Origin of the sequence: Curvibacter lanceolatus ATCC 14669, assembly GCF_000381265.1 — a bacterium.
Lineage (GTDB): Bacteria > Pseudomonadota > Gammaproteobacteria > Burkholderiales > Burkholderiaceae_C > Curvibacter > Curvibacter lanceolatus.
The window spans coordinates 746,765-760,417 of record NZ_KB906253.1; the positions used below are offsets into that span (position 1 = coordinate 746,765).

The window sequence follows — 13,653 nt, forward strand, 5'->3', positions numbered from 1 at the left end:
GGGAGGCAGGGACTGCGTCGGTGACCCCAGAGACGGTAGTCAGCTGCAAAATTGTAGGTCGAATCGCGTTGGCGCGTGCTTGGAGGGGTTGGCCTCTGGACGCTGGAATTTGCGCCAGCTCAGGCCGCTCAGGCCCGCCAGGCGACCGGCTCGGTGTATAACCGACCCCCTTCAGGGCCTGTGTGCTGTCCGTACAAAACACAGGCTTGACCCCAATGGGCACCGGGTGTGCCCGCCAACACAAGGAATTTCAGACATGGGCGCGCAGTGGAAAGCAAAAGGCAAGGCACAGGTTGCGGATGCCAAAGGCAAGCTGTTCGGCAAGCTGGCCAAGGAAATCATGGTGGCCGCACGCGGTGGCCCCGATCCGGCCGCCAACTCGCGCCTGCGCCTGGTGGTGGAACAGGCGCGCAAGGTGTCCATGCCCAAGGACACGCTGGAGCGGGCCATCAAGAAGGGCGCCGGGCTGACGGGTGAGAACGTCAGCTTCGAGCATGTGATGTACGAGGGCTACGGCCCGCAGCGCGTGCCGGTGATGGTCGAGTGCCTGACCGACAACGTGAACCGCACTGCCCCTGAGATGCGTGTGTTGTTCCGCAAGGGCCAACTGGGGACCTCGGGCTCGGTGTCGTGGGATTTCAACCACCTGGGCCTGATTGAGGCCGAACCCGCAGCCGCCGGTGCGGATGCCGAACTGGCTGCCATCGAAGCCGGTGCCCAGGATTTTGAGCCCGCCGATGAAGACGGCGTGACCGTGTTCCTGACCGACCCCACCGATCTGGACCTGGTGAGCCGTGCGCTGCCGGCACATGGCTTCACCGTGCTGAGCGCCAAGCTGGGCTACAAGCCCAAGAACCCGGTGAAGGCCTCGGAGTTGAGCGCCGAGCAACTGGAAGAGGTTGAATCCTTCCTGTCGGCCATCGACGCCAACGACGACGTGCAGAACGTCTACGTCGGTCTGGTCGACTGATCAAGCCCGCTCACTGACTCCCTGAGGCCCCAGGCCTCAGGCGGGCGTGCTGGGCGTCAGCGCATACCAGTGAACCCCATCCTTCAAGGTGCGGGTGGCTTCGCCGCGGGCGATCAGGTAGTTCAGGCAGGCCAGGGTCTCGCCCGTGGCCATGCCGAGCAGCCCGGTGTCGCTCTCCGTAATGGGGCGTGAGAACAGGGCACCGAACACATCCACCACCCGGCGCGGCTCGCTGCCCAGCGTCTCGCGCAGGCGGTTGAAGGCCTTGTGCTGGCTTTCAGCCAAGCGGTCCAGCCGCAGGTGCAAGCCGCGGAAGGGCTCGTTGTGCGAGGGCAGCACCAGCACGTCGTCGGGCACCTCGCGGCGCAGCTTCTCGATCGAGGCCATCCATTCGCTCATGGGGTCGGCGTCGGGTTCGGTCGGGTGCACCGAGACATTGGACGAAATGCGCGGCAGCACCTGGTCGCCCGAGATCAGCACCTTCAGGTCGGCGCAGTACAGGCAGGCATGCTCGGGCGAGTGGCCGGTGCCGACGATGACGCGCCAGTCGTGCCGGCCGATGCGGATGATTTCGCCATCGCGCAGGCGCTTGAAACTCTCCGGCAAGGCGTGGATGTGCTTGCCGAAATTGCCAAAGCGCAGGCGGTAGCGTTCGATGGCGGCCTCGCCCCAGCCGGCCTGGCGGAAGAACTCGATGGCCTCGGGCGGGGCCTCGCGCCCGGTGTCGGACACCATCACGCGGCAGCTCATGTACTCGAGCCGGGTCATCCAGAGCCGGGCGTTGAACTTGCGCGTCAGCCAGCCCGCCATGCCCACGTGGTCGGGGTGCATGTGGGTGACAAAGATGCGGGTGATGCCGCGCTGGTCGGGCGCATGGGCAAAGAGTTCACGCCAGACCTGGGCGTTTTCGTCCGTGCGGGTGCCGGTGTCGACGATGGCCCAGCCGGCTTCGTCGTCGAGTGCCCAGAGGTTGATGTGGTCCAGCGCATAGGGCAGGGGCATGCGGATCCAGTGCACGCCGGGGGCGACCTCCAGGGTGGTGCCGCGGGGTGGCACCGTTTCAAAGGGGTAGTCGAGGGGGTCTTTGGGTTTGGGTGGGGGTTGTTCTTGCAAGCGGACCTCGCATTTTCAAAGCGGTTGGGAGGGGCTCCAGATGGCCCCTCCAGTCCGCCAAGTATGTCCCGGCGCCAGGGGGCTTGCAGACGGGTGGGAGCGCGTCCCTGTCGCCACTGTGCCAAAGTGACGGCAATCGCTTCAGTGGGGCGGCTCTTGCAGCAGGCCTCTCACACCTCTGCAGGCGGGAAAGGCCGTGCAGCCCCAGAAGGATGGCCCTCCAGGCGAATCGGTTCTGGCGATCTGGCGCTGCATGGGCTTTCCACATCGTGGACAGGATGGAATCACCGCTTCTCGGGCCTGCGCCAGAGCGAGCAAGGCGGTTTCATCCAGTGGTGGTTGAACCTCCCCATGGCGCACGACAAGCAAACCGGTCCTTGACGGGGGGCGGTGTGGTCGGGGTTTTCTTGATCTGTTGGGTCTGTGGCGTTGAACGCACCTGGGCGATCCATTGGCGCAGTGCCTGGCCATCAAGGAGCGTGAGAGGTCGCCCTGCCGCAAAGTGGCGAGCCGCACGGGTGAAGTGGCCTGAAGTCACCAGAAACGCTGAATCGGCCGCCATCCCGTGCATGATGCCGGTCAGTTCGCGAACCACTTCAACACCCACGCGATAAGATTTCCATGGTTTGCACTGGACCAGGGATTTGTGGCCGTCCTTCCAGAGCACCAGATCCATGCCCTCATCTGGAGCATGACCGCCCATTTCATCGACTTCGTAGCCCTGAAGTCGGAAGGCTTCGGCCACCAGAAGTTCGAAGTCTCGCCGGTTGAGTTGGTCCAGCACGTCGGCCGCCGGGTTGATCGCGGCCTGTTGCAGCAGGTGCAAGCGCTGATGCCGGCGCCAGAATGAGGCTGCGGCCATGATCAGAAACAGGCCGGGTACCACATACCGGCCATAAAGCACCCAATCCGCCAGCACCCCATGGGTGGCAGGCTCAAGGGCTCCGCGTGTGTTCTGGCTCAATGCCTGAAGCAGAGCAAACAAAAGCACGGCCACGATGCAATCCAGCCACCAGGGCAGCGTGGCACTCCAGTCCAGCAGGCGGTCACTGAGAGCGAATTCTCGCGCGCGAATCATGTGAATGACACTCCCATTTTTCGGTTGGCCGCATGTCAGACAGTGCACACCGTAAATTTTTGGATATTGATACAAGCATACCAATATGTATCCATAAGTCCATATCTGAGTTTGGATGTGGGGCAGAGAAATCGGGCTCCGGCGTGTTCAATTTGGCGGATCATGAGCCGCTGGATCGCAGGGGTGCACAGACCGGGGGGCACAATAAGGCGGGCAATGAGGTCGAGGCCTCGGATGGATGCATTCGCTTCTTCCGGAGCGCATGCCCGTTGATCTGCTCAACATGGAGATGTGATGTCTGGATTTTCCAAAGGCGCCAAGCTGGCCTGCGTGATGTTGGGGGTGGCTCTGCTGAGCGCCTGTGGCAACAAGGTGAGCCTTGAGAACTACAACCGTATCAAGGTGGGGCAGAGCTACGATGAGGTTCGCCAGATGGTGGGTGACCCGGCACACTGTGATGAGACGTTGGGGATTCGATCCTGCCAATGGGGGGACTCGAATCGCAGCATCCGCGTGAACTTTGCGGTCGACAAAGTGGTTTTGATGTCTGCAGAAAACCTGAAATAAGCCAAACCCGGGTTCTGCGGCATAGACATGTGCCCGGGTTTGCAATGAACGACGGCGACGATAGCCAGCGCCGAGGGAGCCTTGTCTGTCCCAAGCAAAAGAGCCTACGATCTCTGTTTTGGGTTAAATGTAATGTGCATGGATAGGAAAGACCGTCTGACAAGGCGGACCGCACGCCAAGTCCTTGAATCTGTCCTTTGCCGCAATTGCTACCCATCCAGACGGGGTGGTTTTCTCGATGTCACTTGAGGGTTCTGGGTGCTAATCTGTTGTAACCAGAAAGATCAAGCGAAAATCTACAAATGGTCAAACTAAAAGAACCGGGTACAAACACCCCGTTGTTGACGGGCCCCCGTTCTTGGTTTGGCTCTTTCTGGATGCAGCTATCGCTGATTTTTGGCGCACTTTACTTTGTGGTGGTGGGCCTGGGTGAGTTCTACATGGGCCAGTACCTCACAGAACGCATCACCCAGGACCAAGGTGAAGCCCTGCACCAACGATCACAAGCCGTCGCCAACGCCCTGGCTGAGAGTCTGCACGAGCGTGACCGCGAGATTGCGATGCTGTCTCGCCTTCCCGATTTCCAGGCCGGGCTTTTGGGTGCCGACTGGGTCGAACCCTACCTGGACGAGATTCAACGCTCCTTTCCAAGTTACTCGTGGATCGGCGTAACTGATGCCCAAGGGCAGGTGCAGGCTTCAACAGCCGGCCTGTTGCGAGGGGCTGATGTGCGGCAACGCCCCTGGTTCAGCGGTGGACAGCAAGGTCGCTATGTGGGGGATGCGCACCAGGCCGTCATGTTGGAGCGCCTGCTTGCGCCGCAGGAGAGTTCCGAGCCACTGCGTTTTCTGGATTTTGCTTCTCCATTGCGGGCTCGTGATGGCCATGTACGCGGCGTGATCGCCGCCCACGTGACCCTGAGCTGGATCAAGGAAGTGATCCGGTCCGCCCAAGGCGGCGCGGATCAACTGAATGGCAGCGAGGTGTTCATTCTGGATGGCCGAGGAGAAATTCTGCATCCCTACAGTGCCATTGGCGCAGCGCTGGCGCCGTTTTCACTGCTTGTGGATGAGCAGCCCTATGCCGTGACCCAGTGGGGCGGTACAGACCAGTACTACCTGACCAGTGCATTGCGTGTGCGCAGCCGCACTGAAACAGACCTCGGCTGGCGAGTGGTGTTGCGCCAACCGCTTTCCATCGCACTCGCTCCGGTCGAAGATGCTCGCCAACGCCTTCTGCTCGGTGCCGGGGCTTTGCTGCTGTTGGTGATGGGTCTGGTGTATGTGCTGGCGCGGCGTTTCAGCCGTCCGATCGAGGTGTTGGCAGAAGCAGCGCATCGGATCGAGGCGGGTGAGGAAGACGTCAAGCTCGAGATGAACACCTCGAGCGCCGAGCTGCAGCGCCTGAGCTGGTCTTTGCGCAGCATGACAAACACCTTGATGGAGCGCCGCCGTGAACTGCAGCAGGCCAATGCCACGCTGGAGCAGAAGATTGCAGATCGCACCCAGCAGCTTTACCTCAGCGAACAGCACTACCGCTCCATCCTGGAAGATCAGACGGAAATCATTTGCCGATACACCCATGATCATCGCCTGACCTATGTGAATCAGGCCTACTGCCGGCTTTTTGGGGTCACTGCTGAGGAGGTGCTGAATACCGGCTGGTCCCCCGTGGTGTTCCCGGAAGATCTGTCTCTCGTCAAAGCCGCGCTGGCCAAGCTGAGTCCTGACTGTCTCACCGTGACCATCGAGAACCGAATTCTGGACGGACAGGGGGCGGTCCGCTGGGGCCAGTTCAACAACCGTGCCACCTTCGATGCGCAAGGGCAGTTGCTTGAAGTGTTGACTGTGGGGCGCGACATCACAGCTCAGAAATTGCTGGAGCAGGAGTTGAGCGCCACGGCTGAGCGCCTGCAAGACCTGTATGACCATGCGCCTTGCGGCTACTGCTCATTGGACGAGCAGGGCCGTTTCATTGCACTCAATCGGGTCGCTTTGTCCTGGCTGGATTGCCCAGCCGAGCAGGTGCTGCATCGCCTGGGCCCGACGGATTTCTTTCGCGAAGACGACCGAAGCAAATTCAGTTACCACTATGAACGTTTCAAGCTTGAGGAGCAGAGTCGCGCCATTGAGTGCGACCTGATCAGCGCGACCGGCGTGAAACGTCGCGTCAGCGTATCGTCGACCGCCTTGCGAGATGGCCAGGGCCGTTTTTTGATGAGCCGATCGGTGATGCACGATATCACCGAGCTCTATGACGTCCGCACGCAGTTGCGAGCGTTGGTTCATGAGCAAAAGGCCATGCTGGACAACGACCTGGTGGGCCTTGCCAAGTTCAAGGACCGTCAACTGGTCTGGAAAAACAAGGCCTTGGAGCGCATCTTCGGCTACGGCCCGGATGAGTTGCTGGACCAGCCCGCCCGCTGCCTGTACCTCGATGACACCTCTTACGAAGAGTTGGGCCGGGAGGCCTATCCTCTGATCCGCAGCGGTGCCCATTTCCGCAAACAGGTGCAGATGGCTCGCAAGAATGGCGATGCCATCTGGATCGATATGAACAGTCTGCAGTTTTCCGAGGCCGAAGGCGTTTCGCTGTGGCTGATGCAGGACATCTCGGAAATGAAGCAATACCAGGAGCAGGTCGAGCACATCGCCTTCCATGACCCGCTGACCGGACTGCCCAACCGCCTGCTCCTGTCTGATCGCATGCGACAGGCGTTTGCACTGGATGACCGCATGGGGGGCCTGGGGGTGGTCTGCTACCTGGATCTGGACGGGTTCAAGCCGGTCAATGACGCCCACGGGCACGGTGCAGGCGACTTCCTGCTCAAGGAGGTGGCACGGCGCCTTCAGGCCGCCGTCAGGGCCAACGACACCGTGGCCCGCTTGGGAGGCGATGAGTTTGTGATGTTGATCACACCCATCATGAACCTGGCGGAGTGCGAGCCGATTTTGCGCCGGGCCCTCGCCAGCGTGCGCGAGCCGATCCGGCTGCCTTCAGGAGAGGTGGTTCAGGTCAGCACCAGCATGGGCGTTGTGCTTTATCCCAAGCATGGCCGCCAGCCCTCGCAACTGCTGGCCCTGGCCGATGCCGCCATGTACGAGGCCAAAAACTCGGGTGGTCAAGGCCTCTACATCAGCCCTTGAATCGGGGCACAGGGCCCGGCTGCAGATCGTTTCTGGCGAGCCTGGGCGGTGGCGCAGGCATGCGCACAACAGCACACGGCCAATGGCAGGAAAAAGAACGACTGATAAAGCGTAATGAAGTTACATTGAACGCAGATACAACTCGTTGTGTACAGGGGGTTTGCATGCGCTGGAACGATTGGAAACTGGGTGCTCGTCTGACATTTGCCTTCGGCCTGTTGCTGCTGATGGCGCTGTCGATCACAGCACTGGGCATGTCCCGGATCCAGGTGCTGAGACAAGCCAACCAGGCGCTGGCCACCGTCGAGATGGAGCGACAGGCCCTGGTGCAAGAATGGTTCAATGACCTGCAGATGAACTGGTTGCGCACAGAAGCCAGTTTCAAGGCGGACAACGCGGCCTACCTCGAAAAGACCCGGCGTGAGATGGCCTCTGTCGTCAATGCGCAAAGCCAGCGCATTGAGCGCACTCGTACGTTGATGCTGCCCGGCCCCGAGCAGCAGTCTTTCGCACAGGCTTTGGAGGCCCGTGAGGCCTACCGGGTGACCCGAAGCGATCTCCAGAAACAACAAGACGCCGGGCAGAATGTGGCAGAGCAAGTCGACCAGCGCCTGCAACCCCTCTTCAAGGCCTATGAACAACGCCTGACCCAGCTCAAGCAAGCTGTCACGCAGCGGGTCAACGCAGAGACCCAGGACAACTTGGCCTTGGCTGAGCGCAGCCTTTATTGGCTGGGAGGCGCCGCCCTGGCGGCCGTGCTGGTGGGCATCTGGCTGACCTGGCGCATCACCCGATCGGTCACTCAGCCGGTGGGGCAGGCCGTGAAGGTGGCCCAGGCCATTGCCAAGGGGGACCTGGCCCAGACCATTGAAAGCACGGCCAAGGATGAATCGGGCATCTTGCTGCGCTCGTTGGCTGACATGCAGGCGCACCTGGCCGGCATTGTCCGGGAGGTGCGCCACAACGCCGATGGGGTATCCAACACCAGCGCCGAAATCGCCCAGGGCAACAACGACCTTTCTTCAAGAACAGAACAGCAGGCCTCGGCGCTGCAACAGACAGCCGCATCGATGGAGCAATTGGGATCCACGGTGAAGCAGAACGCCGAGACCGCTCGCAATGCCAACGAACGGGCCCGAGCCGCCTCTCTGGTTGCCGAACGGGGGGGCGTGGTGGTCCACGAGGTGGTGCAGACCATGAAGGGCATCAACGAGAGCTCGCAAAGAATCAGCGAAATCATCGCGGTCATCGACAGCATTGCCTTCCAGACCAACATCCTCGCGCTCAACGCAGCTGTCGAAGCGGCCCGTGCCGGAGAGCAGGGCAGGGGTTTTGCCGTGGTGGCTGGCGAAGTGCGTAGCCTGGCAAGCCGCAGCGCGGAAGCCGCGCGCGAAATCAAAACCCTGATCAGTGCCAGCGTTGAGCGCGTCGAGCAGGGCAGTACCTTGGTGGACCGCGCAGGCCACACCATGGACGAGGTGGTTGCCGCCATTCGTGATTTGGCCCGACTGATGGGTGAAATCAGTTCTGCCAGTACCGAGCAGAGTGCGGGTTTGGGGCAGGTGGGCGAGGCTGTTGCGCAGATGGACCACGCCACACAGCAGAATGCCGCGCTGGTCGAAGAGTCGGCCGCCGCCGCCATCAGCCTTCGCAACCAGGCCGAACGCCTGGTTCAATCGGTCGCGGTCTTCAAGCTAGCGCATGGATCACAAAGCGCGTCCGGGCTTACCGTCGAAGTCACCACGCCCAGGGCCACCCGTTCGCCCCTTCCGCCCAACAAACCCTACCCGGGCCCTGAGCGCCGCGCTTCAGCGCGGCCTGGCCCTGCGGCGGCCAGCTCATCCGCTTCAGGAGAAGCGGACTGGGCATCGTTCTGAGGCGGGGAGCCGGGCAGCCCGTGTAAAGTAAGGCCCCTCGGGGGCAGCTGGGCTTGTACAGGTCCGAGCTCCCAGGTCTGTCCCTCTGGCCCTGCCAGGCTCCCCACAGCTGTCTCGATCACGATTCCTTCATCCCGTATTCCCCATGGCGTCCCTGCATTTTGAACAGGAAGAACAACTTTTCGCAGCGTTCTACACCAGCCAGATTCCCCTTCTCCGCACCCTTTGCGAAGGGCTTCAGAAACACATTGCTGAGTTACTGGGGCGAGGCAACGGCATTGCGGGCGTGAAGGTTGAAGGGCGGGTGAAAGATCTGGACGAGTGCTTGCGCAAATTCTCCAGCAAATACCGCTACGCACTGGAAGAGGCCAATCAACCTTACGCCATACGCGATCACCTGACCGATCTGATCGGGCTACGGGTGGTTTGCCTCTACGAAGATGAGATATGGAAAGTGGCCGAGTTGATCAGGCCCCGTTTCAATGTCATCGAGATCACCGACAAGATTGCCAAAGTCGAAGGCACGGATGACTCCTTTGGCTACAAGGGTCTGCACCTGGATCTGGCCTATCGCGCCGAGGATGTCGGCCTGGAGCCTGGTTTTCCGCTGCCTGCCGAACAGTTCGAGTTGCAGGTGCGCACCATCATCCAGGACTCCTGGAGCGTGCTGGACCATCAGATCAAATACAAGAAATCAATCCCCAGCCCGCTCAAGCGCCGAATCAACGTGCTGGCGGCTCTGTTCGAATTGGCTGACCGGGAGTTTCGACAGATTCGCGATGAAACCGAGGCTGGCCTGCAGTCGGCACTGGATGAGTCGGCCCTGCAGGACGCCCCGCCCGACAGCCGCCTTGCCACGCGCGACGGTCATGCGTCCAGCGAGCTCAATGCCTTCACGTTCCTGAAGATCGTGAACCATTTCTTCAAGGACTTTGCCTTCGAGCCCGACAAGGTGGACGGATTTGTTGAAAGCATCAAATCCTGGTCGCCCAACATCGGCCGAAGTGACTTCAACTCCATGGTTCGCCACCAGATCGGGACCGTGAAGCGCTACAAGCAGTATTTTGAGGAGCGCAATGAGGGCCTCAAATTCAATCCGTACACCGTGATCCGGCATTGCCTGTACCTGGGTGACAAAGAGACCTTCAAACCCGCACTGCGGCGCAACGCCAAGGAAGCCTTTGACGCCTGGCTGTCTCAGAACCCGCCGCAGAGCAAGCCGGGCAGTGAGGCTTGAGCCCACAGACAGCGCCAGCATATTGCAAGCGTCAGTCTGACGCGGTGGTGGTGCCATCCACGCCGCCTGAAAGGTCGCTCAGCAGGGCTTCCAATGCAGCCAGAGGCAAGGGACGACTGAAGTAGTACCCCTGGAAATATCGGCAACCGCTGCGCTCCAGGAAATCACGCTGCTCCACCGTTTCCACCCCTTCTGCAATCACCTGCAGCTCCAGGCTGTCGGCCAAGCTGACGATGGTTCGCGCCAGCGTGGCGGCATTGGCATCCACCAGCACGTCACGCACAAAGGACTGGTCGATTTTCAATTGGTCCAGCGGCAATTGCTTGAGGTAAGCCAGCGATGAGTACCCCGTGCCGAAATCGTCCAGCGAAAAACGAACCCCCAGCGCCTGCAACTGGCTCATCTTGCGCACCACATCAGGCAGGTCTTGCACCAGCAGGCTCTCCGTCAATTCCAGCTTCAGTCGACTCGGCTCGGCGCCGGTGCGCTCCAGGCTGCCCTGCACACGCTGCACGAAGTCGCGCTGGTGGAACTGCTGCGCACTGACATTGACGGCGATACTCAACGCACAGTGCCCCGGTATCGGTGCCCAAGCCGCCAATTGCCGGCATGCTGTTTCCAGCACCCATTCGCCCAGTTCAAGGATCAGCCGTGTTTCTTCGGCCAGGCCGATGAAGGCCCCCGGCAAGACCAGGCCACGGCTGGGGTGCTGCCAGCGCACCAGGGCTTCCACACCAAAGATCTGTCCGCGCCAATCCACCTGAGGCTGGTAGTGCAACAGCATCTGCTGATCGCGCAAGCCCTGGCGAAGCTCTGCCTCCAGGCGTGCCCGTTCACTGACCTGGGCCTGCATCTGGGGGTCGAAAAAGCGCAGGGTGTTGCGCCCGGCGGCCTTGGCCTCATACATGGCCAGGTCACCTCGTTTCAGCAGTTCGTCACTGGAGAACTGATGCCCACTGAACATGGCTGCACCGATGCTGGGGCTGCTGTGGTGGCTGTGGCCTCCCAGCATGTAAGGCTGACCCAGCTCGCGGCGAATCTCTTCACCGACCTGTTCGGCAAGGCTGGCTGCGTCCAGGGGGCTGGCTGGCAGGCCTTCCAGAATCACCACAAATTCGTCCCCACCAATGCGCGACACGGTGTCACCCTCGCGCAGGCAGCCACGCAGGCGCTGCGCCACCTGTTGCAGCAGCATGTCTCCCACGTCATGCCCACGGGTGTCATTGAGCGTTTTGAAGTTGTCCAGATCGATGAACAACAGGGCGCACGACTGACCGCTTCTGGAACTGGCGGCCATCGCATGGTGCAGCCGATCCAGCAACAGCCGTCGATTGGGCAACTGCGTCAACGGGTCGTAGAAGGCGAGGGTCTTGATTTCCTCCTCGGCCTGCTTGCGCACCGTGATGTCGGTCAGGGTGCCCACGTAGTTCATCACTTGATCATCCCGGCCCTTGACCGCCGTGATGGTCAGCCACTCCGGGTAGATGCTGTTGTTCTTGCGGCGATTCCAAATCTCGCCCTCCCAGTAGCCATGTTTTTTGAGCTTGCGCCACAGGTCGATGTAGAAGGCCGCGTCGTGGCGGCCGGATTTGAGAATGTGGCTTGTCCGCCCCATGACTTCGTCAGCGCTGTACCCAGTGATCGCGCAAAATGCCTTGTTGACTCGCAGAATGGTGCCCTGGGCATCGGTGACCAACATGCCTTCCTGGGACTCGAACACGGTGGCATCGATGCGCAGTTGTTGTTCAAGGCGCTTCAGTTCGGTGATGTCGCGAATCAGCAAGCTGGTCATTTCGCTGCCGTCGCTGCTGCGAAAGACCGATGACGACAATTCGGCAGGAAATCGGCGGCCATCGCGGGCGACCATGGTCAGTTCACCCCGGAACCAGCCCTCCTTGGCACGCTGAGCCAGGGCTGCGGGTAGCCGGGGATCACAGGTGTCCACCAAACCGTCGCGGCCCAGTCGCCTGAAATCATCCTCGCTGTAGCCAAACATGCGTTGGGCTTCCAGGTTGGCCGACACGATGCTCCCGTTCGGACGGGTCAGCAAAGCTGCATCCAGGTTGTGGTTGAAGATCAGCCGGAACAGGGCCTCGCTTTCCACCAGCGCGGATTCCACCTGTTTGCGCTTGGTGATGTCGGTGATGAAGCCGTGCCAGGTGACCGCTCCGTCCACGCTGTGCTCAGGCTTGGCATTGCCCAGCAACCAACGTTCGGTACCGTCAGCGTAGCGCACCCGATATTCATGCTGCCAAAGCGTGAGTTCGGCTGCTGACTGCATGAAAGAGCTGCGGATGGATGCCACATCGTCTGGATGAAACACGTCGAACACGGCGTTCGCATCGCAACGAACCGCCTCGGGATCGAGTCGATAAATCTCTCGGATGGCATCACTCGCATAAGGAAAGCTGAACGTCCCGTCGGGCTTCATCTGAAACTCAAACACCATGCCGGGCAAGCGGCTGGCGATCTTCAGCAGACGGTTCAGGGCGGCCTCGTGGGCCAGCTCCAGGTCCTTGCCCCGCAGGATCATGCGCAGCAGAAAATAGGCAAACAAGACAGACAGTGCCAGGAAACCCAGCACAACCGTGACGGCTTTGAACACCTCCCGGTGCCAGGTTTCCAGGTAGTCACGGGTGGCCAGCCCTGCAATGACGACCATCGGAGCCTTGGCGAGTCGATGAAAGGTGATTGTGCGCTGGATGCCATCGCTGCCACCCGAGTTGAGGATGGTCGCCGCCCGAATGCCTGAAACCACGTGCGATCGCAATTCCGGCGAGACCTGTTGATTGCCGATCTCTCCTGCGGGGTCGTCGGCAATGGCAGGGGCCCGGGCGATCAAGCCCAGGTCCTGGTCGCGCAGGATCACGCTGCCATGCGGTCCCATCTGGAACCGGGAGAGCAGGTGTCTGAAATGCTCCACGCTGATGATGCCGTAGACCAGGCCTGCGAAACGACCCGCCGGGTCCTTGAGGGCACGGGCAAACACAATCATGGGTATCTTGATGATCTTGCCGGCCAGGGGCTTGGAAACATAAAGCCCCATGTCGGGTTGTTCGCTCAGCGCCTTGAAGTAGTCACGATCCGCGGCGCTGATTTTTTCGTGTTTGTTGACCTGGTTGCCAACCACGACGAAGCCCTCCCGATCCGTGATTCGAAAGTACTCCACCTCGGGCATGCGTTGCTCGTAGCGGGTCATGGTGGCTCGCATGGCGTCCTCATCCAGATGGCCACGTTGCAGTTGGGCCTCTGCATCATCTACAAAACCTCGCAGCACCAGGTCGATCTTGTCGATGCTGTCCGAAACGCTTTGGTCGATCGCGTTGGCCACATTCTGGGTCTGCACCTCCACCCGAATCTGCGTTTGCTGCCAGGTCTGCTGCAGTGAATACACGGACATGAGCACAACCAACCCATTGCTGAGCGCAAGCCCTGTGATCAGCAGGAGTCTGAGTCGTCTGAGGGGTGTCATTTTTGACATTAAGGGGATCTGCCGCATTAGCGATTTGGCAAAACATGAATATAGCTCCGCAAAATGGGCCGCCGGCCCAGGCGGCGTCAACGATTGGGGAAATCGTGAATCAACTCATGTGTCAAAAAGTGCCGCTGGAATTTCGCCCCGGCCCCTGTGGGCACACCCATGAGCTTTCAAACCGCTTGGTTTG

The 13,653-nt window shown here is 60.7% G+C and carries 8 protein-coding genes; 5 read left to right on the top strand and 3 right to left on the bottom strand.

The genetic code is table 11. The features are described from left to right. The first annotated feature begins 256 nt into the window (after positions 1-256). Complete coding sequence (locus tag F624_RS0103640; protein WP_019572904.1) at positions 257-970, top strand: YebC/PmpR family DNA-binding transcriptional regulator; 714 nt, start codon at positions 257-259, stop codon at positions 968-970. Positions 971-1,006: 36 nt separating this feature from the next. Here F624_RS0103640 and F624_RS0103645 read toward each other — a convergent pair whose 3' ends face one another. Both F624_RS0103645 and F624_RS32130 read right to left on the bottom strand, forming a co-directional pair. Continuing rightward, positions 1,007-2,083, bottom strand: coding sequence for an MBL fold metallo-hydrolase (locus F624_RS0103645; protein WP_019572905.1), 1,077 nt, complete (start codon positions 2,081-2,083; stop codon positions 1,007-1,009). A gap of 325 nt (positions 2,084-2,408) precedes the next feature. Next, entirely contained in the window at positions 2,409-3,161 is a 753-nt protein-coding gene (locus F624_RS32130; protein ID WP_019572906.1) for a restriction endonuclease, read from the bottom strand. A gap of 294 nt (positions 3,162-3,455) precedes the next feature. Between F624_RS32130 and F624_RS0103655 the strand changes: the two genes are divergently transcribed. The 4 genes from F624_RS0103655 (at position 3,456) to F624_RS0103670 (ending at position 9,988) form a co-directional block, all read left to right on the top strand. Then, positions 3,456-3,728 carry a hypothetical protein gene (locus F624_RS0103655; protein WP_019572907.1) on the top strand — a complete coding sequence of 91 codons (273 nt, stop codon included), beginning with the start codon at positions 3,456-3,458 and terminating at the stop codon, positions 3,726-3,728. A gap of 377 nt (positions 3,729-4,105) precedes the next feature. Beyond that, complete coding sequence (locus F624_RS0103660) at positions 4,106-6,874, top strand: diguanylate cyclase domain-containing protein (RefSeq protein ID WP_019572908.1); 2,769 nt, start codon at positions 4,106-4,108, stop codon at positions 6,872-6,874. A gap of 164 nt (positions 6,875-7,038) precedes the next feature. Then, positions 7,039-8,751, top strand: a complete 1,713-nt coding sequence (locus F624_RS36195) for a methyl-accepting chemotaxis protein (protein ID WP_019572909.1) — start codon at positions 7,039-7,041, stop codon at positions 8,749-8,751. Positions 8,752-8,896: 145 nt separating this feature from the next. After that, on the top strand, positions 8,897-9,988 hold the full coding sequence (locus F624_RS0103670) for a GTP pyrophosphokinase (RefSeq protein ID WP_019572910.1): 1,092 nt from the start codon (positions 8,897-8,899) through the stop codon (positions 9,986-9,988). 31 nt (positions 9,989-10,019) lie between these two features. On the opposite strand, the gene F624_RS33230 is transcribed toward F624_RS0103670, so the two are convergent. Further along, positions 10,020-13,388: a bifunctional diguanylate cyclase/phosphodiesterase gene (locus tag F624_RS33230; protein ID WP_019572911.1), complete on the bottom strand. Its 3,369-nt coding sequence runs from the start codon at positions 13,386-13,388 to the stop codon at positions 10,020-10,022. Positions 13,389-13,653: the final 265 nt, after the last annotated feature.